Origin of the sequence: Saliniferula longa (genome assembly GCF_050789285.1) — a bacterium.
Lineage (GTDB): Bacteria > Pseudomonadota > Alphaproteobacteria > Rhodobacterales > Rhodobacteraceae > CAVPWP01.
Map to the genome: position 1 here is coordinate 711703 of NZ_JBOUVX010000002.1, position 24822 is coordinate 736524.

The 24822-nt window shown below is 66.7% G+C and carries 21 protein-coding genes; 12 read left to right on the forward strand and 9 right to left on the reverse strand.

Going from position 1 to position 24822, the window contains the following annotated elements:
* Positions 1–20: 20 nt before the first annotated feature.
* From acsA to ACRDNQ_RS10050, 4 genes are read left to right on the forward strand one after another with little or no spacing between them, the layout of a single operon-like run.
* The gene (acsA, locus tag ACRDNQ_RS10035; RefSeq protein WP_431828505.1) at positions 21–1718 is read left to right on the forward strand and encodes an acetate--CoA ligase; all 1698 of its coding nucleotides are present in this window, start codon (positions 21–23) and stop codon (positions 1716–1718) included.
* The gene (pdhA, locus tag ACRDNQ_RS10040) at positions 1715–3712 is read left to right on the forward strand and encodes a pyruvate dehydrogenase (acetyl-transferring) E1 component subunit alpha (RefSeq protein WP_431828506.1); all 1998 of its coding nucleotides are present in this window, start codon (positions 1715–1717) and stop codon (positions 3710–3712) included. The genes acsA and pdhA overlap by 4 nt, the downstream gene beginning before the upstream one ends.
* The gene (locus ACRDNQ_RS10045) at positions 3712–4929 is read left to right on the forward strand and encodes a dihydrolipoamide acetyltransferase family protein (protein ID WP_431828507.1); all 1218 of its coding nucleotides are present in this window, start codon (positions 3712–3714) and stop codon (positions 4927–4929) included. Before pdhA ends, ACRDNQ_RS10045 begins: the two co-directional genes overlap by 1 nt.
* Entirely contained in the window at positions 4926–5171 is a 246-nt protein-coding gene (locus ACRDNQ_RS10050) for an acyl carrier protein (RefSeq protein WP_431828508.1), read from the forward strand. Before ACRDNQ_RS10045 ends, ACRDNQ_RS10050 begins: the two co-directional genes overlap by 4 nt.
* Here ACRDNQ_RS10050 and ggpS read toward each other — a convergent pair.
* From ggpS to ACRDNQ_RS10065, 3 genes are read right to left on the reverse strand one after another with little or no spacing between them, the layout of a single operon-like run.
* Entirely contained in the window at positions 5168–6667 is a 1500-nt protein-coding gene (ggpS, locus tag ACRDNQ_RS10055) for a glucosylglycerol-phosphate synthase (protein WP_431828509.1), read from the reverse strand. The two genes, ACRDNQ_RS10050 and ggpS, sit on opposite strands and share 4 nt — an antisense overlap.
* A 9-nt stretch (positions 6668–6676) precedes the next feature.
* A complete protein-coding gene (locus tag ACRDNQ_RS10060; RefSeq protein ID WP_431828510.1) occupies positions 6677–7453 on the reverse strand; it encodes an HAD-IIB family hydrolase in 777 nt (258 codons plus the stop codon).
* Complete coding sequence (locus ACRDNQ_RS10065; RefSeq protein ID WP_431828511.1) at positions 7450–8595, reverse strand: NAD(P)H-dependent glycerol-3-phosphate dehydrogenase; 1146 nt, start codon at positions 8593–8595, stop codon at positions 7450–7452. The genes ACRDNQ_RS10060 and ACRDNQ_RS10065 overlap by 4 nt, the downstream gene beginning before the upstream one ends.
* Before the next feature lie 363 nt (positions 8596–8958).
* Between ACRDNQ_RS10065 and ACRDNQ_RS10070 the strand changes: the two genes are divergently transcribed.
* Positions 8959–9870 carry a UTP--glucose-1-phosphate uridylyltransferase gene (locus ACRDNQ_RS10070; protein WP_431828512.1) on the forward strand — a complete coding sequence of 304 codons (912 nt, stop codon included), beginning with the start codon at positions 8959–8961 and terminating at the stop codon, positions 9868–9870.
* Between the two features lie 12 nt (positions 9871–9882).
* Here ACRDNQ_RS10070 and rfbA read toward each other — a convergent pair whose 3' ends face one another.
* From rfbA to trhO, 3 genes are read right to left on the reverse strand one after another with little or no spacing between them, the layout of a single operon-like run.
* The gene (rfbA, locus tag ACRDNQ_RS10075) at positions 9883–10755 is read right to left on the reverse strand and encodes a glucose-1-phosphate thymidylyltransferase RfbA (protein WP_431828513.1); all 873 of its coding nucleotides are present in this window, start codon (positions 10753–10755) and stop codon (positions 9883–9885) included.
* A 16-nt stretch (positions 10756–10771) separates the two neighbouring features.
* Positions 10772–11623: a dTDP-4-dehydrorhamnose reductase gene (gene rfbD, locus ACRDNQ_RS10080; RefSeq protein ID WP_431828514.1), complete on the reverse strand. Its 852-nt coding sequence runs from the start codon at positions 11621–11623 to the stop codon at positions 10772–10774.
* Positions 11620–12486: an oxygen-dependent tRNA uridine(34) hydroxylase TrhO gene (trhO, locus tag ACRDNQ_RS10085; protein WP_431828515.1), complete on the reverse strand. Its 867-nt coding sequence runs from the start codon at positions 12484–12486 to the stop codon at positions 11620–11622. The genes rfbD and trhO overlap by 4 nt, the downstream gene beginning before the upstream one ends.
* 95 nt (positions 12487–12581) lie before the next feature.
* On the opposite strand from trhO, the gene pncA reads away from it, so the two are divergent.
* The 4 genes from pncA (at position 12582) to ACRDNQ_RS10105 (ending at position 18223) form a co-directional block, all read left to right on the forward strand.
* Positions 12582–13187, forward strand: coding sequence for a bifunctional nicotinamidase/pyrazinamidase (gene pncA / locus ACRDNQ_RS10090; RefSeq protein WP_431828516.1), 606 nt, complete (start codon positions 12582–12584; stop codon positions 13185–13187).
* Between the two features lie 128 nt (positions 13188–13315).
* Positions 13316–14608, forward strand: a complete 1293-nt coding sequence (pncB, locus tag ACRDNQ_RS10095) for a nicotinate phosphoribosyltransferase (RefSeq protein ID WP_431828517.1) — start codon at positions 13316–13318, stop codon at positions 14606–14608.
* Between the two features lie 33 nt (positions 14609–14641).
* Positions 14642–15826: a hypothetical protein gene (locus tag ACRDNQ_RS10100; RefSeq protein ID WP_431828518.1), complete on the forward strand. Its 1185-nt coding sequence runs from the start codon at positions 14642–14644 to the stop codon at positions 15824–15826.
* A gap of 189 nt (positions 15827–16015) precedes the next feature.
* Positions 16016–18223, forward strand: coding sequence for a DEAD/DEAH box helicase (locus ACRDNQ_RS10105; RefSeq protein ID WP_431828519.1), 2208 nt, complete (start codon positions 16016–16018; stop codon positions 18221–18223).
* Positions 18224–18287: 64 nt separating this feature from the next.
* On the opposite strand, the gene ACRDNQ_RS10110 is transcribed toward ACRDNQ_RS10105, so the two are convergent.
* From ACRDNQ_RS10110 to ACRDNQ_RS10120, 3 genes are all read right to left on the reverse strand, one after another.
* Positions 18288–18965 carry an aspartate/glutamate racemase family protein gene (locus tag ACRDNQ_RS10110; RefSeq protein WP_431828520.1) on the reverse strand — a complete coding sequence of 226 codons (678 nt, stop codon included), beginning with the start codon at positions 18963–18965 and terminating at the stop codon, positions 18288–18290.
* A 106-nt stretch (positions 18966–19071) separates the two neighbouring features.
* Positions 19072–19881, reverse strand: a complete 810-nt coding sequence (locus ACRDNQ_RS10115; protein ID WP_431828521.1) for an SDR family NAD(P)-dependent oxidoreductase — start codon at positions 19879–19881, stop codon at positions 19072–19074.
* An 11-nt stretch (positions 19882–19892) separates the two neighbouring features.
* Positions 19893–21566 (reverse strand): extracellular solute-binding protein, encoded by a 1674-nt coding sequence (locus ACRDNQ_RS10120; protein WP_431828522.1) that lies wholly within the window; start codon positions 21564–21566, stop codon positions 19893–19895.
* A gap of 345 nt (positions 21567–21911) precedes the next feature.
* Between ACRDNQ_RS10120 and ACRDNQ_RS10125 the strand changes: the two genes are divergently transcribed.
* The 3 genes from ACRDNQ_RS10125 to ACRDNQ_RS10135 all read left to right on the forward strand — a co-directional run bounded on the left by ACRDNQ_RS10125 (position 21912) and on the right by ACRDNQ_RS10135 (position 24819).
* Entirely contained in the window at positions 21912–22874 is a 963-nt protein-coding gene (locus ACRDNQ_RS10125; RefSeq protein ID WP_431828523.1) for a sugar ABC transporter substrate-binding protein, read from the forward strand.
* A 71-nt stretch (positions 22875–22945) separates the two neighbouring features.
* Positions 22946–23743 carry an SDR family oxidoreductase gene (locus ACRDNQ_RS10130; protein WP_431828524.1) on the forward strand — a complete coding sequence of 266 codons (798 nt, stop codon included), beginning with the start codon at positions 22946–22948 and terminating at the stop codon, positions 23741–23743.
* A gap of 176 nt (positions 23744–23919) precedes the next feature.
* On the forward strand, positions 23920–24819 hold the full coding sequence (locus ACRDNQ_RS10135) for an ABC transporter permease (protein WP_431829110.1): 900 nt from the start codon (positions 23920–23922) through the stop codon (positions 24817–24819).
* Positions 24820–24822: the final 3 nt, after the last annotated feature.

Below are 24822 nucleotides of genomic sequence, written 5' to 3' on the forward strand. Positions count from 1 at the left end.
GAACCGGGGAGGATCAGCGCGTGAGCGAGCACGACAAGAGCGTCGGCGCGTCGAAAGGCGTCGACTGGGTTGGCCGTGCCGGACTCGACTTTCTCGACGGTGCGCTGAACATCGCGCACGAGGCGGTCGACCGGCATGTTCGGAAGGGGCACGGGGCGCAGACCGCGATCCGCTGGCTGGGCCGCGACGGCACGCGCCGCGAGATCACCTACGAAGAGCTTGCGGGCCTGACGGCGCGCTTCGCCAACGTGCTTTCCGCCCAGGGTGTCGCGCCCGGCGACAGCGTCTTCGCGATGATGGGCCGGGTGCCCGAGCTTTACGTGACCGCGCTGGGCGCGCTGAAGGCGGGCGCGGTCTTCACACCGCTCTTCTCGGCCTTCGGGCCCGAGCCGATCCGCACCCGGATGGAGATCGGCGAAGCGCGGGTTCTTGTCACGACCGAGGCGATCTATGCCCGAAAGATCGCATCCTGGCGGCACGAAATCCCCTCGCTGAGGCTAGTCCTCATCGTCGGAGACAGCGCGCCCGAGGGCTGCGTCGCCCTTGGCCCCGCGATGGTGGCGGCCTCGGAGGGCTTCGACACCGTCCGGACCGATCCCGAAAGCCCCGCCCTCATCCACTTCACCTCGGGCACGACAGGGCGGCCCAAGGGGGCGGTGCATGTCCACAACGCCGTGATCTATCATGCCGTCTCGGGGCGCGAGGCTCTGTCCCTGACGCCCGGCACGGTATTCTGGTGCACCGCCGATCCGGGCTGGGTCACCGGTACCTCCTACGGCATCATCTCGCCCCTGGTGAACCGCACGACGATGATCGTGGACGAGGCCGAGTTCGACCTTGACCGCTGGTACGGCACCATCGGGCGCGAACGCGTCGAGGTCTGGTATTCGGCCCCTACCGCCATCCGCATGATGATGCGCGCAGGCGATGCTGCAGCGGCGCCCTACGATTTTTCGTCGCTGCGCTTTCTGGCCAGCGTGGGTGAGCCCCTGAACCCCGAGGCGGTGGTCTGGTCGGAAAAGGTCTTCGGTCAGCCGTTCCATGACAACTGGTGGCAGACCGAAACCGGCGGGATCATGATCGCCAACACACCGCGAATGACGGTTTGGCCCGGGTCGATGGGTCAGCCGCTGCCGGGCATCGTGGCGGGCATCGTGGCCCGGGACGGCGACGACGTGCGGGAACTTCCCGATGGCGAGATCGGTGAACTTGCGCTGCGCCCCGGCTGGCCGTCGATGATGCGCGCCTACCTGCACGAAGAGGCGCGCTACCGAAAATGCTTCGCCGGGGGGTGGTACCTGTCCGGCGACCTCGCCATGCGCGACAGCGAAGGGTATTTCTGGTTCGTGGGTCGCGCCGACGACCTGATCAAGTCCTCGGGCCATCTGATCGGCCCGTTCGAGGTTGAAAGCGCGCTCATCGAACATGACGCCGTGGCCGAGGCCGGCGTCATCGGCGTGCCGGACGAGACCGCGGGCGAAGTGGTGAAGGCCTATGTCACGCTGAACCCGGGCTTCAAGCCCTCGGAAGACCTTGAACGCGACATCCGCGGGCACGCGCGCAAGCGCCTTGGGCCTGCCGTCGCCCCGCGCGAGATCGTCTTCCGCAAGACGCTGCCCAAGACCCGGTCGGGCAAGATAATGCGCCGGCTTCTGAAGGCGCGCGAGCTTGGCCTGCCTGAAGGCGATATCTCCACCCTCGAGACGGACGAGACATGACGACAGCCACGAAACCCCACCTCGACCGCGCGCATGTTCTGGCACTTCTGCGCGACATGATCCGCGTGCGCAGGTTCGAGGACAAGTGTGCCGAGCTTTACACGCAGGAAAAGATCCGCGGATTTCTGCATCTCTACGACGGGGAAGAAGCGATCGCCGCGGGCATCCTCCCGGTCCTGGGACCGGACGACCGGGTCGTCGCGACCTATCGCGAACATGGTCATGCCCTGATCCGCGGACTGCCGATGACCACCGTCATGGCCGAGATGTTCGGCAAGGCCGAAGGCTGCTCGGGCGGGCGCGGGGGGTCGATGCACCTGTTCGACGCGGCGACGAACTTCTACGGCGGCAACGCCATCGTGGGCGGCGGGCTTCCCCTGGCCGGCGGGCTGGCACTTGCCGACCGGATGCAAGGCAAGACCCATGTCACCGTCTGCTTCTTCGGCGAAGGCGCCGTGGCCGAGGGCGAGTTTCATGAAACGATGAACCTGGCCTCGTTGTGGTCCCTGCCGGTTCTCTTCGTCTGCGAGAACAACGGCTATGCCATGGGCTCGGCGCTGGCACGGACCGAGGCGCGGACCGATATCTTCGACAAGGCCGCTGTCTACGGGATCGAAGCGCAACAGATCGACGGGATGGACGTGGTCGCGGTCGAAGCCGCCGCCCGAAAGGCAATCGACCGTATCCGCAACACCAGCAAGCCTGTCTTCCTGGAATGCCGGACCTACCGGTTCCGCGCGCATTCGATGTTCGATGCCCAACTCTACCGTGACAAGGCCGAGGTGGAGGAGTGGCGCAAGCGCGGCCCCATCGTCCGCTTCCAGGGGTGGCTTCTCGAGAATGGCATGATCCATGCCGACGATGTCGCCAAGATCGAACGCGATGTAGACGCCGAGATCGCCGAAGCCGTTGCCTTCGCCGAGGCCGGGGCGTTCGAGCCGGTCGAAGACCTAACGCGCCACGTCCTTGGCGATCCGCCCCCGCCGCCGGAAGCGGCGGCCCCGTCGGGCAACATGGTCGAGACGACCTACCGTGAGGCCGTGAAGCAGGCGATCCGCGAGGCCATGATCCGCGACGACCGCGTGTTCCTGATGGGCGAGGACGTGGGCGCCTATGGCGGCTGCTATGCCGTCACCAAGGGCCTGATGGCCGAGTTCGGCGAAGATCGCATCCGCGACACGCCGCTGTCCGAATCCGGCTTCACCGGCGCGGGCATCGGGGCGGCCGCCGCGGGCATGCGGCCGATCGTGGAACTGATGACCGTCAACTTCTCGCTTCTGGCGCTTGACCAGATCATGAACACGGCGGCAACCCTTCGGCACATGTCCGGCGGACAGTTCGGCGTGCCGCTTGTCATCCGCATGGCGACCGGTGCGGGCAAGCAGCTTGCCGCGCAGCATTCCCACAGCCTTGAAGGCTGGTACGCCCATATCCCGGGTCTGAAGGTGCTGACGCCGGCCACGCTGGAAGATGCCCGGGGCATGCTGTGGTCCGCGCTTCAGGACCCCGACCCGGTGCTGATCTTCGAGAACGTCATGCTGTACAACATGGCGGGCAGCATCGATGCGAACGCCGGGCCCGTGGACATCACGCAGGCCGCCGTCCGGCGCGCGGGCACGGACCTGTCGCTGATCACCTACGGCGGATCGCTCTTCAAGACGCTCGAGGCGGCCGAGGCGCTGGCGAAGGACGGCATCGACGCCGAGGTGATCGACCTGCGTGTGCTGCGCCCGCTTGACGACGCGACGATCCTCGCCTCGGTGGGCAAGACGCGCCGGGCCGTGATCGTCGACGAAGGCTGGCGCAGCGGATCGCTTTCGGCAGAGATCGCCGCGCGGCTGGCCGAAACCGGGTTCTGGAGTCTCGACGCCCCCATCGGCCGGGTCTGCTCGGCCGAAGTGCCGATCCCCTATCCCCGGCATCTCGAAGAGGCGGCGATCCCGCAGGTTCCGGCCATCGTCGCCGCCGCGAAGGCGGCGATGGGGAAAGGCTGATGGGCGTCTTCCGCATGCCCTCGCTCGGCGCCGACATGGAGGCCGGCACGCTGACCGAATGGCTGGTCAAGCCCGGCGACACCGTGCGGCGCGGCGACATCGTGGCCGTGGTCGAGACGCAGAAGGGCGCGATCGAGATCGAGGTCTTCGAGGAAGGCAGGGTGCATTCGCTGACGGCAGAAGTCGGGCAGCAACTGCCCGTCGGCGCGGCGCTTGCCGTGATCCTTGCCGAAGGCGAGGCCCAGCCCGCCGGCGCAGCCGAAGGCCCGAGGCCCGAAGCGGCACCGAAGCCGCCCGCACCCGCGCCCGAACCGCCCCGCGCCCTGGCGTCAGTCGAGGTGCCTCCGGTCGAGGTCCCTCCGATCCGGACGCCGCGGGTCGAGGTGCCACGGCCAGGCGGCATCGTCGCCTCGCCTGCCGCCCGCAAACGCGCGGCCGAGCGTGGCGTCGACCTTGCGGCCGTGGCGGGCAGCGGCCCCGGCGGGGCCATCGTGCTGGCGGATGTCGATCGGCCGGGGTCGGCACCCCCGAGGACGGAGGCGCCGCGCGCCCCCTTCGACGAGATGCGCAAGGCGATCGCGGCGGCGATGACGCGCTCGAAGCAGACGATCCCCCACTTCTATGTGTCGGAGACGATCGACCTGCAGCCCGCGATCGACTGGCTGGCCCGGCACAACGCCGATGCGCCGCCGGCCGAACGCCTGCTGGTCGGCGCGCTTTTCGTTCGCGCCGCGGTCGTTTCGGCGGCTCGGGTCCCCACGACGAACGGCCAGTTCAGCGATGGGCTCTTTCACCCTGCCGACGGCGTGAATGCCGGCGTCGCCATCGCCCTGCGCGGCGGTGGGCTGGTGGCGCCGGCGCTGATCGGCGCGGACGGGCTGTCGCTGGCCGAGACGATGGCGGGCATGCGTGACCTTGTCTCGCGTGCCCGTGCCGGCCGTCTGCGCGGCTCTGAAATGACGTCGGGAACCATCACGATCTCAAGCCTTGGCGATGGCGGGGCCGAGGCGATGGTGGGGGTGATCTTTCCGCCGCAGGTCGCGCTGGTGGGCATCGGGTCGCCACGGACGCGGCCCTGGGTCGTGGACGGTGAAGCGGTTCCGCGCACCGTGGTGTCCGTGTCGCTCTCCGTCGATCACCGCGTCTGCGATGGCCGCCAGGCCTCGGCCTTCCTCGACGCCTTCCGAACCTTCATCGCCCAGCCGGAGAGCCTATGACCGACGATGATATCCGCGCCGCCTATCTTCAGGAACTGGCCCGCGTCGCCCCCGATATCGACCCCGCCACCGTGGGCGAGGACGATCACCTTCAGGACGATCTGGGTCTCGATTCCATGGATGTGCTCAATCTGGTCGCGTCACTGCACGACCGGCTTGGCGTGAACGTGCCCGAGGCGGAGTATCCCCAGATCGCGACGCTGTCGCTGGCCGTGGCCTATCTGGCGGCGCGCGCCGGCTAAGCCGCAGTGCGCGGCGCATCGGGCGCAGGCGTCATCCGACTGATCCCCACCGCTTCCCCCCAGGCGGCGATGTCCTGCCGCGCGACCGAGGCGCGCAGATCGCGCATCCGGGTGCGCCGCTCGTCCTCGTCCATCTCCAGCGCGGCGCGGATCGCTTCGTCCATGGCGCGGTTCGAGAAGGGGTTGGTGATCACCGCAGACCCCATCTGGACGGCGGCCCCGGCGAATTCCGACAGCACGAGAACGCCGTCGCCGTCGACGCGCGAGGCCACGAATTCCTTGGCGACAAGGTTCATTCCGTCGGCCAGCGGCGTGATCCAGGCCACGTCGGCCGCGCGGTAGTAGGCGACAAGCTCGGCAAAGGGGATCGCGCGCGAGATCAGCGCGATCGGTTGCCAGCCAAGCGTGCCGAACCGCCCGTTGATCCGCCCGGCGACCTGCTCGATCTCGTTCTGGATATCCTCGTAGGCCTTCATGTTCCGGTTGGCGCTGACCGAGACATGCATCAGCCGCACCTTTCCGCGCAGGTCAGGGTGGCGGTCGAGAAGCCGTTCGAAGCTTTGCAGCTGCTCGACGCCGCCCTTTGTGTAATCGGTGCGGCCAACCGACAGCACCAGTTTCGCTTCGCCCAGTTCGGTGCGGATTTCGCGCACCCGCTCGGCGGTCGCGTCTTCCCGCGCGCGCCGTTCGATATGGGCCACGTCGACCCCGACCGGCGCCACGACAACCCCGACCTCGCGTCCCTCGACGCTCAGGCAGGTCGGCACCGACCGTTCGTTCAAGGCCGTGCCCTCGAAGACAAGGCTTTGGTCCACGGCCTCGCGCCGCGTGACTTCGACGTCCCGCAAGCTGCGGGCGACCTGCACGAAGTTCGCGGCATAGCGCGGGATGTGGAACCCCACGGAATCGCAGGCCAGCAGGCTGTCCACGATTTCCTTGCGCCACGGCAGCATGTTGAAGACATCGGCGGCCGGAAACGGCGTGTGGTGGAAGAAGGCGATCTTCACGTCCGGCCGCAGCCGCCGCAAATAGCCCGGCACGAGCCAGAGGTTGTAGTCGTGCACCCAGACAAGCGCGCCCTGCGCCGCCTCGGCCGCCGCCGCCTCGGCGAAGCGCCAGTTCACCTCGCGGAAGTTCGGCCAGTCCACGGGGTCGTAGTTGTAGCGCTCCTTGAAGCCGTGAAGGATCGGCCAGAACGCCTCTTTCGAGGTGACATGATAGAACTCGCGCACCTGGTCCGCGGACAGCGGTAGGCGCGACACGGAATAGCGTCCATAGTCGTCCTCGATCTCGACCACCGGCTCGAACTCTGGGTTCGAGGTGTCCTCGGCCAGCTTCCACGCGATCCAGGCCCCATGGTCCACGCCGCCGAAGAACCCCTTGAGCGTGGGCACGATCCCGTTCGGGCTCTTGTTTTCGCGCAGGACGACCTTTCCGCCCTCCTCGACCTCTTCGTAGGGCTGGCGATGATAGACGATGACCAGATCGGATGACATGGGGTCTCCTCAGGCGTGGGGGTGAAGATCGAAGGCGCGGATCGCCTCGCGGATGCCGGCGGCACCCCGGGCGGTCGCGCGGTGAACGTGCGCGTGTGGTTTCAGCGCCTCGATCAGGCGTGGCTCCGACCCGCCGACGGCAACGGCGGGCAGTCCCAGCGCCAGCATCGACAGGTCGTTCATCGTGTCGCCCGCGACCAGGCAGGTCTCGGGCCGGACGCCAAGGTGATCGATCAGGCGCGCAAGCGACGGACCCTTGCTGATGCCCCGTGGCAGGACATCGAAGAACCGATCGTCCGATATCAGCACGTCGAACCCCATCGCCTCGACCATCGCGACAGTCCGCGCGTCGAAGGTTTCGAGGTCCAGGTCGTAGCTGACGCGATAGCGGAACGCGGTGGGCTGAAGCGTCAGCCCGGCGGCCCCTTCCAGCGCTGTGCGCACCCGATCGCCGGCGTCGTTCCAGCCCTGCGCGATCTCGGCCTCGAGGGCGGGGATCGGTCGGATATCGCCCTCGGGCCCGACCTCTGCGATGGTGGTGCCGACATCGCCCACGACATAATCGGGACGCGGGACCCCGGTTCCATCGGTCAGATCGGCGATGAACCTGGGGTCGCGGCCGGTGACGAAGACAAGTCCGACCGTTTCGCGATGCGTCTCGATCCAGGCATAAAGCGCGGACCTGTCTTCGTCCTCTCCGCCGAGGAAGGTCCCGTCAAGATCGGTTGCAAGCACCATGTGTTTCGCAGAGATGGTCGCCCGCGTCGGCGTTTCGTGGCGGGTCATGCGTGGATCCTTTCCGCCAGTGCCGCAATCGCAGCATCCGCTGCCGGATGGTCCAGCGACAGCGCCAGGGCGCGCGGTTCGGCCTCGATCGGGCGCGACCAGAGGCCTGCGAAAGTTCTGCCCAGATGCGCACCTTCGTGCAGCACCGCACGCACCGCCTCGCAGATCGGCATGGCCACGCCCGCGCGCCGCGCAAGATCGGTCACCGAGCGCGCGTTGGCCTCGCCCTCGACCACCACGGGGCGGCCGTCAAAGCAGTCGGCCCGCGCGATACCTTGCCCCAGCTGCATGCCCAGCGTCATGTTGCGCGAGGTCGTGCTTGAACAGGTCAGCGTCAGGTCGCCAATGCCCGACAGACCGGTCACCGTTTCGCGTCGCCCGCCCAGCGCTTCGGCCAGCGCCTTCATCTCGTCGACGCCGCGCGTGATGAGGGCGGCGCGCGTGTTCTCGGCGAAACCCGCGCCTGACATCATGCCGCAGGCAATGGCGATCACGTTCTTGACCGCGCCGCAGACCTCGACCCCGACAAGATCGTCCGAGACATAGGCGCGAAAGCTTTCGGTGGTCAGGGTGAGCGCCAGGCGCGCGGCCGGGCTGGTGGCGGGCGCAAGCCGGTCGGCATGGCTGAAGGGAAAGGCGACCGTGGCTGCCGTTGGATGGTTCAGCGCGGTCTCACGCGCGAAGGTCGGCCCCGAAACCGTGCCCAACGGGCGCGCCCCCAGTTCCTCGGCGGCGACCTGTGTCATCAGCAGGCCGGTCTCGTCCTCGATCCCCTTGGCGCAGATGGCGACCGGCACGTCGGGACCGATGTATTCGGCGACCTGCCGCGCCACCGACCTGACGCTGCGCGAAGGCACGACGATCAGAACCGCCTCGGCGCCTGCCAGGGCGTTTGCCATGTCATGCACCGCCGCAAGCCGGCTGGGCAGGGGCACATCGGCAAGATGCCGGTCGTTGCGGTGGGTCCGGTTGATCGCGTCCACCACCTGTCGGTTGCGTCCCCAAAGCCGGACCCGCGCGCCCGACCGTGCCGCCGTGGCGGCCAGCGCGGTGCCCCAGGACCCTGCGCCGATCACGGCCACCGTGGCGTAAGGGGATGCGCGAAAAGGAATGGGGTCGCCGTCGACGGCTTCGATCTTCATGGTCACCTCGTCTTGTTTTTCTGCCGCGCGCCCCACAATCGGGGGCGCCGCACCGCCTGAAGGGGCGCTGGGCCGGAGATCCCGCGCCATCGGTCGCACGGGGTGTCCTCTATAGGGTTGGGGCATTTGCGCCCGGGTTCAACCCTTTATGCCGCTCTGCGGCGAGATCTTTCCGTAATGACCTTACTTACGCACATGTTTTGGGCGAACTGGCGGAATCCTCGGCGAAAATCCGCCGAAAACATTCGCAATTCATCAAAAACGACCATTGCTGCGTCGCTTTTTGACGTTTCTGCGTTGCGGCACTATATCGAGGGGGTGCCTCTCGTAGGGGCGCGAACATGAACCATTAAGGAGAAGACAGTGACCAAGACCGGACCCGTCCGCACCGCGATCTTCCCGGTGGCTGGCCTGGGGTCGCGCTTTCTGCCAGCGACCAAGGCCACCCCGAAGGAGCTTCTGCCGGTGATCGACACCCCCCTGATCCAATACGCCATCGATGAGGCGAAGGCAGCGGGGATCGAACGGCTGGTCTTTGTCAGCCATCCCTCGAAAGCCGCGATCGAACGGCACGTCATGGATGACGCCGCGCTTCGGGCGGATCTGCAAGCCCGTGGCAAGGCAGGCCTTGCCGCTGCACTGGCCGAAACGGCCCTGCGCACGCCCGAGGACGACGTGATCTTCACCTTTCAGCACCAACCGCTTGGCCTGGGGCACGCGGTGCTCTGCGCCCGAGATCACGTCCTTCCCGGGCCCGCCGCAGTCATTCTTCCCGACGACCTGATCCTTGGCGAACCGGGCTGTCTTTCCGAGATGATCGATGTCTACGCCACGGCCGGGACGGGGCATCTGGTCGCGACGATGGAGGTCGCGGCGCAGGAAACCGGCAAGTATGGCATCCTTGACACCGATACCGGAACCGCTGCTGCCCAAGGGCGACTTTTCCCTGCCAGGGGGATGGTCGAAAAACCGAACCCCAAGGACGCGCCATCCCGTCATGCGGTGGTTGGGCGTTATGTTCTCGATGCGTCGATCTTCGACGATCTTGCCGCCCAGGCCCCCGGCGCAGGCGGGGAAATCCAGCTGACCGACGCGATCGCGAAGGGCATCGACCGCGTGGGACTTGCCGGTTTCGCCTTCAGCGGAACGCGGTTCGATTGCGGCTCGAAAGCCGGCATGTTGCGCGCCACGCTGCACCTGGCAAGTCAGGACCCGGAATATGCCGAGGTTCTCGAGGACTACGGCCTTGCGCCACGGGTCGCCCCGGCCGCCTGACGACCTGACGCCTCAGCCTTCGGCGAGACGTTTCAGATAGCGGCCATAGGTCGTCTTTCCGAACCGTTCGGCCGCGGCCATCAACGTGTCGCGGCCGATCCACCCCTGGTCGAATGCGATCTCTTCTGGCGAGCCGGTCTGAAGCCCCTGCCGCGCCTCGAGCGTGCGGACGAAGTTGCCCGCATCCAGCAAGGACCCGTGCGTGCCGGTATCAAGCCAGGCATAGCCGCGGCCAAGCTTCTCGACGGTCAGGTCGCCACGCTGAAGATACATCTCGAGCAGCGAGGTGATCTCGAGTTCGCCGCGCGCCGATGGCGTGACGTTGGCCGCCAGCCGGGGCGCGTCGCCGTCAAGGAAGTAAAGACCGGTAACGGCAAAGTTCGACGGCGGCACCTCGGGCTTCTCGATGATCGCCTTCACGCGGTCGCCGTCGAAATCGACGACGCCATAGCGCTCGGGATCGGCCACGCGATATCCGAAGACTGTGCCGCCGGACGTCCGGGCATCCGCCCGTTCCAGCACCTGCGGCAGCCCGTGACCGAAGAAGATGTTGTCGCCCAGCACCATCGCCGAGGGCGCGCCGGCAAGGAAATTCTCGGCCAGGAGATAGGCCTGCGCCAGTCCGTCGGGCGAGGCCTGCGTGATCCACGTCAGGCTCAGCCCCCATTGCGACCCGTCGCCCATCAGGCGTTGGAACTGGGCCTGATCCTCGGGGGTGGTGATGACCGCGATCTCGCGGATGCCCGACAGCATCAGCACGCTGAGCGGATAGTAGATCATCGGCTTGTCGTAGATCGGCAGAAGCTGCTTCGACACCGCGATGGTGATCGGATAAAGCCGCGTGCCCGATCCTCCGGCCAGGATGATGCCTTTCCGCGTCGTCATGGATGTTCCTTCGCCTTCATGCCTGTGCCAACTCGTCCAGCACGGCGGCAAGCCCCGCGCGCCAGTCGGGCCGGTCGATCCCAAAGACCGTTTTCGTCGTGCTGCAGTCAAGTCGCGAATTCCGCGGCCGCGGCGCGGGCGTGGGATAGGCCTCGGACGGGATGTCGGTGACGGCGACAGGGCGCCGCGCCTGCTGGAAGACCTCGCGCGCGAAGTCTGCCCAACTTGCATCCGGCGCGCCGGAAAAGTGATAGACACCGCTCTTTGAGGGATCGGACGTCAGGGTCTTTGCAATGGTCAGGCAGGCCGCCGCGATGTCGCCCGCCGGGGTCGGGCCACCGATCTGGTCGGCGACCACCGAGATTGCGTCCCGCGTGTCCGACAGCCGCAGCATCGTCTTGACGAAGTTGACGCCATGCGCCGAGAAGACCCAGCTTGTCCGCAGCACCGCCCAGGTGCCGCCGGCCCTGGCGACCGCCTCTTCGCCGGCAAGCTTCGACTGGCCATAGACACCCAGCGGCCCGGTCGGATCGTCCGGCCGCCATGGTCGGTCGCCCGAGCCGTCGAAGACATAGTCGGTCGAGATGTGGACGAAAGGCACGCCAAGCGCGGCGCAGGCCCGGGCCATCGCGGCCGGCGCCTGAGCGTTGATCACGAAGGCCGCGTCCCTTTCGGTTTCGGCCTTGTCGACGGCCGTCCACGCGGCGGCGTTGATCACCGCCGCGGGCTGGCGTTCCAGGATCATCGCGGCGCAGGCTTCGGGCTGCGACAGGTCCGCCGCGTCGCGGCCAAGGACGTCTGCCCCGGGCGCGCGCCGCGCCAGTTCCCGCGCGACCTGCCCGGTCTTTCCGAAAACCAGAAGGCTCACGCCCGCTGCCTTTGCCGGTCGCGGAACCGGTCGCGGTCGGCGTCTTCGAATTCGCCGATGCAGCGCGCGCAGGACACGCCCGCTTCATAGGCGGGATGCGAAGTCTCTTCCGGAGCGACCGGGCGACCGCAGGCGAAGCACATCACATGCGGTCCCTCGCGCAGACCGTGGCCGACCGACACGCGCCGATCGAAGACATAGCAGTCGCCATCCCACAGGCTGTCCGCCTCGGGCACGTCTTCGAGGTATTTCAGGATACCTCCTTCAAGGTGGTGAACGCCCTGGACGCCCTGCGCCACCAGCCATGCGGTGGCCTTTTCGCAGCGGATGCCGCCAGTGCAAAACATGGCGATGCGCTTGCCTTCGAAGCGTGCGCGGTTCGCCTCCCACCAGGCGGGGAAATCGCCGAAGCTGGCCGTTCCCGGGTCGATCGCGCCACGGAACGTGCCGATCGCGACCTCGTAGTCGTTGCGCGTGTCGATCACCGCGACGTCGGAGGCCGAAATCAGGGCGTTCCACTCGGCCGGCGGCACATAGGTGCCCACACCGCGCGCGGGATCGGCCTCGGGGCGGCCCATCGTCACGATCTCGCGCTTCAGACGGACCTTCAGCCGGTCGAAGGGCATCGTGTCGGCCCGGCTTTCCTTCCATTCGAGGTCCTCGAACCCGGGAATCGCGCGCAGCGCGCCCAGCACGCGCCCGACCCCTTCGTCGGTCCCCGCGATCGTGCCGTTCACGCCCTCGGGCGCCAGCAGGATCGACCCCCTCACCCCCGCGCCGCAGGCAAGCTGGGCAAGCGGCCCACGATGCGCCGCCGGGTCCGGGAGGGGCGCGAAGCGATAGAAGGCGGCGACGGTGACCATGGGCACGATCTATGCGATCCTGTCGCGGCCCTGCAAGGGCAGGTTGACGCCCCAGCTGCCCCCGCCTACCCAGAACCGACCGGAAAGGAGCCCCGATGCGCCCCGCGAACGAAGCCCTTGTCATCATCGACGTCCAGAACGACTTCTGCCCCGGCGGCGCGCTTGCCGTGCCCGGCGGGGACGAGATCGTGCCCGGGATCAACGCCCTGATGGACGACTTCGCGGCGGTGATCCTGACGCAGGACTGGCATCCGGCGGGCCATTCCTCGTTCGCCTCGTCCCATGCCGGGCGCGCGCCCTACGACATGACCGAGATGCCCTATGGCCCGCAGGTCCTGTGGCCCGATCATTGCGTGATCGGGACGCGCGGTGCGGCCTTCCATCCGGACCTGCGCACCGATCCAGCCGATCTGGTCATTCGCAAGGGCTTTCGCCCCACGATCGACAGCTATTCGGCCTTCTTCGAAAACGATCACGAAACGCCGACGGGGCTTGAGGGTTACCTGCGCGCGCGCGGGATCGACACGCTGACGCTTGTCGGCCTCGCGACGGATTTCTGTGTGAACTATTCGGCCGTCGACGCCGCACGCCTGGGCTTCGGCGTGACGGTCGTCGAACGCCTGTGCCGGGCCATCGACCTGTCCGGGTCCCTTGCCGCCGCGCGCGACGGGATGCGCGGCGCCGGCGTGCGTCTGGCCTGATCCCCGGCGCCGGTCGCCGCAACGATCCGCCACCTGCCTGGCCAGGCGAGGGCGCCGTTTCCGCCGACGCCCTTGCGCGCCCCTGTCCGGCTTTGCTCTAACAGGGCGGAACGGACAGGAGGCCGCCCATGGTCGATATCGCCACCCGGGTCTACAACCATCACTGGAAGATCGACCCGATCGTCCGGTCGCTTCTCGATACCGATTTCTACAAGCTGCTGATGTGTCAGTCGGTCTTTCGCAACAAGCCCGACACCAACGTCACCTTTAGCCTGATCAACCGCACGCAATCCGTCCCGCTGGCCAAGCTGGTGGATGAGGGCGAGCTGCGCGAGCAACTGGATCACGTCCGGTCGCTGTCGCTGGCGCGCGGCGAATCCACCTGGCTGCGGGGCAACACCTTCTACGGAAAGCGCCAGATGTTCCGCCCCGACTTCATGGAGTGGTTCGAGGCGCTGCGCCTTCCACCTTACCACCTCGAGCGCGTGGGCGATCAGTACGAACTGACGTTCGAAGGCAAATGGCCCGAGGTCATGCTGTGGGAAATCCCCGCGCTTGCGGTGTTGATGGAGCTTCGGTCGCGCGCGGTTCTGCGCGACCTCGGCCGGTTCGAGCTTCAGGTGCTTTATGCCCGCGCCATGACCAAGCTGTGGGAAAAGGTCGAACGGCTGCGCACGCTTCCCAACCTGCGGCTTGCCGACTTCGGCACGCGGCGGCGGCATTCCTTTCTCTGGCAGGACTGGTGCGTGCAGGCCATGCTCGAAGGGTTGGGGGGCGCCTTCATCGGCACTTCGAACTGCCTGATCGCCATGCGCCGCGACATCGAGGCGATCGGCACGAACGCGCATGAATTGCCCATGGTCTATGCCGCTCTGGCCGACAGCGACGCCGAACTGGCCGAGGCGCCCTACAAGGTGCTGGCGGACTGGCACGAAGAGCATTCGGGCAACCTGCGCATCATCCTGCCCGACACCTACGGCACAAGGAACTTCCTTCGCAACGCGCCGGACTGGCTTGCGGGATGGACCGGGGTGCGGATCGACAGCGGCGATCCCGCCGAAGGTGCCGAGATCGCCATCGCCTGGTGGAAGCAGCGCGGCGAGGACCCGACGAAGAAGCTCGTGATCTTCTCGGACGGTCTGGACGTCGACAAGATCGAGGAACTCCACCGCCAGTTCTCGGGCCGGGTGATCGTGAGCTTCGGCTGGGGCACGCTTCTGACCAACGATTTCCGCGGCCTGACCCCCGACGACCGCCTTGCGCCCTTCAGCCTGGTCTGCAAGGCGACCGAGGCGAACGGACGCCCCTGCGTCAAGATTTCGGACAATCCCAACAAGGCGACCGGCCCGAAGGCCGAGATCGAGCGCTACAAACAGGTGTTCGGCGTGGGAACGCAGGCGGAGATGGAGGTGCTGGTCTAGACTGCGGCGCAGCGTGGAAAGGAAGGTGAAGCGATGCCCGAAATTCAGAATCCCATCGGCTTGAGGCAAAGCGTCGAGCTCTTTCGGTCTTCTTATCGTGATGAGGGGTTCGATGCCGCAACCGCGACCATAGGCGCCTATCTGATTTCGCGCGCCGCATACCTGACCGTACCGGACGATCGAAGGCCCGAGTATCTTCCTCCTGACGAAATGGAAGAACTTGGGTTTCCAAATGCGCCTCCCCGCGCGCTTGTAGAAGGCGGGAGAGTGAATCTCGAGGAGGTCAGGGGCGCGCAGGATGAGGATTTCATAGCCGAAGAACGCGATCGGCCTGATCATGATCGACTTCTTGCCGAAGCCATAATGGCCGCCGAGGAAACCCGATCACCCGAGGACATTTTGGGCGCGATCAAGATCGGGCTGTCTTCCCCAGACGACCTGATCCGCATCTGCGCGTTGAGCAGCGCGATGAAGCTATTCACGATTTCAAGTCTGGGGATACTGCCTCGGATCAGTCATTTCATATCGGTCTGGGACGACCTCGATATCGTCGCCCAGGAGATTTTTCTTGCGCTCTTTCCGTCGATTTCCAGATCGCTTGGTCTTTCTTCAAGGTCCGGCAGTGCGGGCCGCATCGGGGGCGACCCGGGCGGTGTCGCGGCCGTTTCGAACAGATCGAATGGCGTCACCCTGATTCACGGAACGCACTTCGATGTGAACCCTGACCCTGTGTGGTATCACCCGCACATCGGGGACCTGCACAATCACATACGAAGCTTTCGAACCGACATTTATTCCGGCGGGAACTTCTTCGACTGGGAGGGGCGCTGGTCGGATCGCGGCCGGTATGTTGCCGCGAAGAACCTGAGAAACTGGGTGGAACTTCATGGGTTTTCGGGCAGCGACATCGTCTGTCACAGTCATGGGGGAAACGTGGTCATTTCCTCAACCCGGCTTGGGGTGAAATACGATCGCGTTGTGTTCCTGAGCTGCCCAGTGCACTGGCCCAAATACTCCTTTTCTCGTGCCGAGATTTCCAAGGCGCATTTGGTCCGGGTGAGATTCGACAAGGTGGTATTCGCAGATGGGGGCGCGCAGCGGTTTCCACCGGGGACGGTCGAGCAGGAAATGACAGTCGGCGGCTGGTTTGGAACTCACGGCATGACCAAGGAAAGCAGGACGTGGTCTCAGCACCACGTCGATCGTCTTCTGATCTAGGTTGATCGGGAACTTCCTCCCGCGGGCCCCTCAACTGAAACGGGCTGCGCGCGGCGTCTGCCGCCTTTCGCGCGTCATGCCGTTTTGACGTCCGGGGCGCGCATGCGCCTAGACAGCCGGCGCGCGATACCCTAGCCATGCAGCCTTCGCCGCACCCTGCCGGCCCTTGCCACGACGGACAGCCCCCGCATGATCCCGACCCTTTCCGAAGCCCTTGCCGAACGCGGGTTCGATGCCCTGACCGACGTGCAGCAGGCCGTAACCGCCCCTGACCTTGCGGGGGCCGACCTGCTGGTTTCGGCCCAGACCGGGTCGGGCAAGACCGTGGGCTTCGGCCTTGCCATCGCCCCCACGCTTCTGGGGGACGCGGACCGGCTTGGCCCGCCGGCCTTGCCGCTGGCGCTGGTCGTCGCGCCGACGCGCGAGCTTGCGCTTCAGGTGCAGCGGGAACTGGCATGGCTTTACGCGAAGGCAGGGGCGCGGGTCGTGTCCTGCATCGGCGGGATGGACGCGCGCGAGGAACGGCGCGCGCTGGAACGCGGCGCGCATATCGTGGTGGGCACCCCCGGCCGGCTGCGCGATCATATCACGCGTGGCGCGTTCGACCTGGCGGATATCCGCGCCATCGTGCTGGACGAAGCGGACGAGATGCTTGACCTCGGCTTCCGCGAAGATCTGGAATTCATGCTGGCAGAGGCGCCCGCGGACCGACGGACCCTGCTGTTTTCCGCGACGGTTCCGCCCGCGATCGCCGAGCTTGCCAAACAGTACCAGCGCGACGCGGTGCGCGTGACGACGCTGGGCCGTGGATCGCAGCATGCCGACATCGCCTATCAGGTGGTGCAGGTGTCGGCCGCCGATGCGGAACACGCCATCATCAACCTTCTGCGCTTTCACGATGCACCGACCGCGATCGTGTTCGCCAACACGCGGGCCGCGGTGAACCGGCTGGCCGCCCGGTTCGCCAACCGTGGCCTTTCGGCAGTCAGCCTTTCCGGAGAGCTGAGCCAGGACGAACGCAGCCACGCCCTTCAGGCCATGCGCGACGGCCGGGCAAGGGTCTGCGTCGCCACCGACGTGGCTGCCCGGGGGCTGGACCTGCCGAACCTCGATCTGGTGATTCATGCCGATCTGCCCACCAACACCGAGGCGCTTCTGCACCGGTCGGGCCGCACCGGCCGTGCCGGCCGCAAGGGGATTTCCGCGCTTATCGTGCCCGACAAGGCGACGTCGAAGGCCGCGCGGCTTCTGAAATGGGCGAAGATCGAAGCCGAATGGACCTTTGCCCCGACACCCGAGGAAATCTTCGCCCTCGACGAGACACGCCTTCTTGCCGATCCGGTCTGGACGCCCGAGATGACCCCGGCCGAAGCCACGTTCGCCGCGCGTCTTCTGGCAGAGCACACGCCCGAGCAGATCGCCGCTGCCTGCCTGCGGTTCTATCGCGCCCGGCTGTCCGCCCCCGAGGAACTGAACGCGCCGCCGACCCCCGGCAGCCCGCGCCCCGAACGTGCGGCCTTTGGGCCGTCGGTCTGGTTCGAACTCTCGGTCGGGCACGACCGCAGGGCCGAGGCGCGCTGGCTTTTGCCCCTGCTTTGCCGCGCGGGAAATCTGGAGAAATCGCAGATCGGCAAGATCCGCGTGCGCCCCGACACCACCCTTGTCGAGATCGCCGAGGCGGCGGTGCCGGGGTTCCTTGACCGGATCGGCCCCGAGGGCGTGCTGGAAGAGGACATTCGTGCGCGCCTGTCCGAAGGTTCGTCACCTGACGCGCCCCAGACCGCCCCAGCGCCTGCCCCTACACCCGCTTCCTTGCCGGCGCGCCCGCGCCGGCAAGAGCCTGTGCCCGCGCAGGGCGGGACGGACGCTGCCCGTGCCGAAGTGACGGAACCTGCCCCGGCCAAGGCCCGGCCGGAGAAACACGTCCGTTCTGTGAAGGGCCCTGAGCGGGCGTTTCGGACCGGAGGCAAGGCAGACCGCAAGCCCTCGCGTGCGCAAGGTCAGGGCGCCAGACCGGCGCGTCCCGAGCGATCGGGGCCGGCGGATGCGGCTGCCGTCCGGCCTCCAGCCGACGCGCCCGCCGCAGACGCCCCCCGGAAGCCTCGGCACGGCCCTCGCAAGGAGGCTGCGGGCAAGCCGGGCTGGGCAAAGTCGGGTGCCGGAAAGCCGGGGGCCGGAAGGCCGGGGGCGGGCAAGAAGGATTGGGCAAGGCCCAAGGACAAGCCGCAGTCTGCCGGGGCCCCGACGCCGACCGGTGCGGCCACGCGGGACAAGGCGCGGCCCGGCGCCTCGGACACCTCGAAGCGGATGGACCGTCCCGGCAAGGGCAAGCCCCGCAGCGGACGTCCGAAGGGACCCGGCCGGGGCGGGGATGCCCCGCCGCGTCGCAAGGGCTAGGGGGCAGGCGGGCCTCTTGGCGCTGCGTTCCACGTGCGGGCGCCGTCAGGCCCAGGGAAGGCGTCTAGGATGGTCGCGGTGCCGCCCCGGCGCTCAGTCTTTGTCCGATCATCACCGACACCGCCGCCTGCGACGGTTCGACCACCGGAAGGCCGGTTTCCGATGCGACGAAATCGCGGTAATCGGCCATGCCGGCGCAGCCGAGGATCAGCACCTCGGCGCCGTCCTCGTCGCGCAGCCGACAGCCAACCTCGATCAGCCGTGCGGCGGTCTTGTTGGGATCGGCAAGGTCGGCCACGCCAAGGCCAAGGGCGCGGCTGCCGCACCACATCGACGTGACACCCATCGCGGCGAAGCTTCTGCGCTGCCGACGCACCGAAGAGTCGAGGATCGCGATGACCCCGAACCGGTCGGCGATCGACATCGCCATCGCGACCGACGCGCGCTGGATTCCGGTGACCGGAAGCCGCGTCTGATCGCGCAGGGCGTGAAGACCGGGGTCGGAATAGCACGCGATCACGAACCCCAGTGCCTCGGGTTCAAGCCGGGCGGCAAGGGCCAGCATCGGCCCGATCGACAGATCGCCGTCGCGCTGGTTTTCAATGGCCTTCGGACCGTCCTGCGACGTGACGCAGCGCAACGGGACGCCCGCAGCCCGTAACGGCGCAACTGCCCTGTCGATCGCCGCCGTGACGATGTCCGAGGAATTGGGGTTGAGGATGATAAGGCTTCGCCCGGGCATCGTGCGCTCCGCAGATCGTTCCGGGCGATCTTGTCCGGGGTCCCAGGCGCTCACAAGGGAAACCTCGGCCTGCGCGCCCACCCGGCCGGCGGGCGCGCAGGATGCATCACTGCATGATGATGCCGCCGTCGATCATGATGAGCTGGCCTGTCATGTAGTCGCTTTCCGACGAGCACAGAAAGGCCGCCGTGCCTTTCACGTCATCCGGCGTCGACAGCTTCTTCATCAGGATCATCGTCTCGCGCAGCGTCTCGAGCGACTGGCCCTCTTCCTTGAACATGCCGATCTCGACAAGGTCCTTGTCGAGCTGCTTCCACAGTTCGGTGTGCACCACGCCCGGACCGTATCCGTTGACCGTGATCTTGTGCTCCCACAGGGCCTTCGCGCCACCGATGATCATGGCCAGCGCGCAGTACTTCGAGCAGCTGTACGGGATCACGTCCAGAAACGCCGTGCGGCTGACGATCGAACCCACGTTGATGATCTTGTAGGGGTGATCCTCCATCGGGCCCTGCGCGATCATCTTCTTCGCCGCCTCCTGCATGCCGAACAGCATGCCCTTGGCGTTGATGTCCATGATCTGGTCCCAGTTGTCTTCGTCGATATCAAGGAACATGCGCGGCTTGTTGATGCCGGCGTTGTTCAGCATGACGTTGATCGAGCCGAATTCCTCGGCGCAAGCGTTCACCGCCGCGGTGTGGTCGGCCCGCTTGGTCACGTCGAGCTTCATCGCGATCGCCCGCCCGCCGGAGCCGGCGTTGATCCGTGCTGCCACCTCGTTCACCCCATCGACGTTGACGTCGCCCAAGGCCACGTTCGCCCCCTGCGCCGCAAAGTATTCGGCGTTGGCGGCGCCCATTCCCTGGGCGGCTCCGGTGATCAGAATGTTCTTGTCTTTCAGTCGATTGGGGTCCATGTGATCCTCCCTCAGGTCATGATGTCCTCGGCACGGGACTGTGCGCGGCTCAGCGCTTCGCGCGGCGTGATCACCCCGCGAAGCATGTCGTGGAATTCTTCCCCGCAGATCGAGATGATGTCGGGGATCTGCGGCACCGGCGGGCGCGGCCAGAACTGCAATTCGTCGCGCCAGGACATCTCGTCGACGATCTCGAAGATCGGCGAAAGACGCCGGACCTCGGGGTCGGTGCCGACCGAATAGCGTGGCGCGGTCCGGCTGCCATTCTGGATGTAAAGCTTCTGCGCCTCGGCCGACGTGAAGGCGATCAGCGCCTCGACCGCGGCGTCGATGCGGTCGGGCTGAAGGTTCGCAGGGATGCCCAGAACGTAGCCGCCCACAGGTGCGATCGGCGCGCCGGAGGGCCCGTGGGGATGGGGCAGATACCCGGTCTGCCCATGGGCCGGCGAACTTGCGTCAAGCTCGAAGTACGGCGCCAGCAGCGTATAGCCATAGGCCATGGCGATGCGCCCTGCCGCATAGGGGCGGATCCGCTCGTACCAGGACATCGACAGGATGTCGGGGGGTGAGAAATCCAGAAGCGCCATCAGATACTCCGCCGCCTCGAGCCCGCGCGGCGTGTCGATCGTCGGGCGGATGCCGCCGCGGTTCAGCGTGCGGGCGTCATAGCCGCCGGCGATCTCGGGCATCTCGACGATGGGCTGGCCGAAGTCGGCCAGGGTCATCATCACCGTGTGACCAAGGGCCGTGCCGCGCGCCGCGTTCCAGGCGATGCCGTAAAGGCCATGGCGCGGATCGTGCAGCTTGCGCGCCGCGGCCAGCACCTCGTCGCAGGTCGCCGGCGGCTTGAGTCCGGCCTTCGCGAACAGATCCCGGCGATAGAACAGAAGTTCGGGCGTCGTCTGGCTTGGAACACCGTAGGGGCGGCCGCCCCAGTGCGCGGCCTGCCAGCCGGCGGCATGGAAATCGCCCGGGTCAAGCCGGTCGGTGTCCATCACCGAGTCAAGCGGCAGAAGCACGCCCTTCTCGACGAACTCGCCGATCCAGGGAAGGTCCACGGCGATCAGGTCGTAGCGGCTGCTGGCGCGCGTGGCGTTGCGCAGCGCCTCCTGGCGAAGCCGGTCGATCGAAAAGGCGCGCTGGGCGATCTTGGTTCCGACGATCTGCTCGAACTGGCGCTTGAGGTTCTCCATCACCATGAAGGTCGGATCGCCGTGCACCAGGATGCGCAGGCCCCCGGCAAGGTTCAGCGGCGAGGGCAGGGCGCGCGGCGGCTGGATCAGGGTCTGCCCCGGCATGTAGGAGCCGCCGAAGTAGTAGTCTGCCGTCGTCGCGCCGGGTGTCATCGCCCCGAAGCTGACCTGGGCCAGACGCTGAAGCCGGTCGGCCAATTGGCTGTAGGTCTCGAGAAGGCGCGCGCTTGGATGCAGCGAGAAGCTCTTGCCGCTTTTCGTCCGCGGTCGCAGTTCGACCAGGCCGGCCTTCTGTAGTTCGGCCAGCTTGCGCGTCGCCGTCGCATAGGGAACCCCGGCGGCCGAGACCATGGTCGAGGCGGTCACCAGCCGCCCTTCCAGATGGCATCGGATCAGATGCAGGCTCATGTTCAGGTAGGGATTGGGCGCGTTGGGATCGAGCGCCGAGTCGACCTCGACGCAGAGGTCTTCGAGGAACTGAACCACCGACATGAGGTCGGCCGACGCTGTCGCTGGCGCCCCCGATGCCCGTCCGGAAGACGGGAGATGCTCGTTTCGGACAAGTCGTCCGGTTTCCCTGTTCAAAAGCGCCATCCCAGGCACATCCGGTTTGGATGTCTTTGTCTTTCGCATGTCAGACCCCCTTGATCGCGTCATCGGCCATAGGTCAGTATCCAAAAGAAATCCAAAATGGATAGAAAAATGTCCGTTGTGGATAAATCAAACGGGGGCGCGATGGCTGGAAATCGCCTTCACTGTGCGCAAGGCAGGATCGTCGCGGTCGTCCGGTGGACGATGCGTGACGCCGCCGAAAATCTCTTGGGGAGGAGCCCAGACATGACATTCTCGACCAAGGCCATCCTGGCCGCAACCACCGCCGCCTTCGGACTTGCCGGGGCGGGCGGCGCCATCGCCGAGACCTGGAAGATCGGCATCACCCAGAACAACGTGGGGGTCGACAGCTATCAGACGACCTATGAAAAGGCCTTCATCGCCGCCGCCGAGGCCAACCCCAACATCGAGACCGTCGTGCTTGACGCCGGCGGTGACGTGGCCCGCCAGATCGCCCAGATGGAAGACCTGATCCAGCAGGAAGTCGACGCGATCATCATCTGGCCGACGAACGGCGAAGCCGTGATCCCCGCCGTGCGCAAGGCGCACAGCGCCGACATACCGGTGATCGTCACGAACTCGAACATCGCCGAACAGGGCTTTGACTTCGTCAAGTCGTTCTCGGGGCCCGACAACATCACCCAGGGCGCGCGCTCGGCCGAGATCATGTGCGACAAGTTCAAGGAAATGGGCATCGAGAACGAGGCCCGCATCGTCCAGATCTCGGGCCAGCCCGGCTACACCACCGCCATCGAGCGCGCCAAGGGCTTCGAGGATCGCCTGCCCGAGGTCTGCCCGAACGTGACCCTTGTCGAGACACAGCCGGGCGACTGGAACCGCGAGAAGTCGCAGAAGGTGATGGAGGCGTTCCTCGTCAAGTACGACGACATCGACGGCGTGTACTCGGGCGATGACAACATGGGCGTGGGCGCCCTGAACGCCGCCAAGGCGGCCGGCCGTGACGGCATCATCTTCGTCGGCGCCACCAACTTCGCGGTCGGCTACGAAGCGATGGAACGCGGCGAATACTGGGGATCGATCTACCAGTCCCCGGTCGACGACGCCGAAGCCGCGCTTCAGACCGCCATCGACGTGCTCGAGGGCAAGGACGTCCCCTTCCTCAACTACTTCGATACGCCGAAGATCACCCAGGACAACATGGGCGACTTCACCAAGCCGGTGTTCTGACACACGACCGGCGGCGCGCGCGATTGCGTGCGCGCCGCCGCTTTTCAACGTCGTGCAGCAGGGAGGGCGGCATGGGACGCGTAACGGGACGGGTCTGCATCGTGACGGGCGGGGCCCAGGGCATCGGTCGGGCCATCGGCGAGGCGTTGCTTGACGCCGGCGCACAGGTCTGTTTCGCCGACCTCAACGGCGAAAAGGTGGCCGAGGTGGCCGAAGCCGCGAACGCCCGGCTGAACGGGAGGGCCGGCGATGCGATGTCGGCCGCCGTCGACGTGCGCGACCGTGCCGCCGTGCGCGACATGATCGCCGGGGTCGTCGCCCGCTTCGGACGGCTTGATGTCAAGTTCAACAACGCGGGCGTCAACAAGCCGATGAATTTCCTCGACGTGACCGAGGACAACTGGAACTTCATCATGGGCGTGAACGGGCTTGGCTGCCTCATCGGCATGCAGGAGGCCGCGCGCCAGATGATCGCGCAGGGCACGGGTGGCAAGATCATCAACACCGCGTCCGTTGCCAGCCGGCAGGGCTTCGACAACGTCGCGCCCTATTGCGCCAGCAAGTGGGCGGTGGTGTCGCTGACGCAGTCCGGCGCGCGCGACCTTGCGAAACATGGCATCACCGTGACAGGGTTCGCCCCCGGGGTGGTGGCCACCGAGATGTGGGACGAGGTCGACCGCGACCTGATGGCCATCGGCGCCGCGTCGCGTCCGGGCCAGGCGATGGAGGAATTTTCGGCCGGCATCCTGAAGGGGCGCGTGGCGACGCCGGCCGACATCACCGGCACGACCACGTTCCTTGCGTCGCCCGACAGCGACTACATGACGGGACAGATCGTGATGATCGACGGGGGCATGACGCTGGTCTGAGGCCGGCTCAGGGGATCGAAGGGAGGAACCGGATGGCCGAGGCCGTCGAAGGGAAAGCAGCGACGGGCACTGGCGTGACCGAGGGCGGCAAGCCGCGCACGTCAGGTCGCACCGCCAGCGGCGCCATCGGAAAGCTGCTGGCGCGGCAGGGCATTCTTGTTGCCTTCGTCATCTTCATGGTCGGCTTCACCCTTGCCAACGACCGCTTCCTGGCCCCCGACAACGTGATGGGCGTGATCCGGTCCTCGGCGATCCTTGGCGTGATGGCGCTGGGCGTGACCTTTGTCGTGATCAGCGGCAACCTCGACCTGTCGGTCGGGTCGATGATGTCCTTCGCGACCATCGTCGTCCTTGACCTGCACGACCAGATCGGCCCCGCGCTGGCGATCCCGGCGATGTTCGCGATGACGATGGCGCTCGGGGCGATTAACGGCTTTCTGGTGGGTTACCTGAGGCTCAACTCGCTGATCGTGACGCTTGGAATGCTGTCCGCGATCCATGGGCTGACGCTGACCTACTCCGGCGGCAAGAACATGGACATCGCCGACAAGGGCGGCACCTGGTTCAGCGTGTTCGGGCAGGGAACCGCGCTGGGCATTCCCGTCCCGATCCTGATCTTCGCGCTTCTGGCGGCCGGACTAGGCATCATCCTTGCCAAGACGCCCTTCGGACGCAAGGTCTACGCCGTCGGCGGCAACGGCACGGCGGCGACCTTCTCGGGCATCCGGCGGCCGCGCGTGGTCTTCGCCTGTTACCTGATCTCGGCCTTCTGCGTGGCGACCGCGGGGCTGATCCAGGCCAGCCGGTCGCTTGGCAGCCAGAACACCGTGGGGCAGGGGCTCGAGCTTGAGGTTCTGGCCGCGGTGATCCTGGGCGGCGCCTCGCTTCTGGGCGGGTCGGGCACGATCTTCAAGACGGTGATCGGGGTGCTGATCCTGGGCTTCATCCAGAACGGACTTCTGCTCGTGGGGCTTCAGTTCTACGTCCAGTATGTCGTGACCTGGGTCATCATCATCCTTGCGGTCTGGCTCGACATCGCCGCCAAGCGCGGCCGCCTCTGGTCGGCGATCGCATGAGGG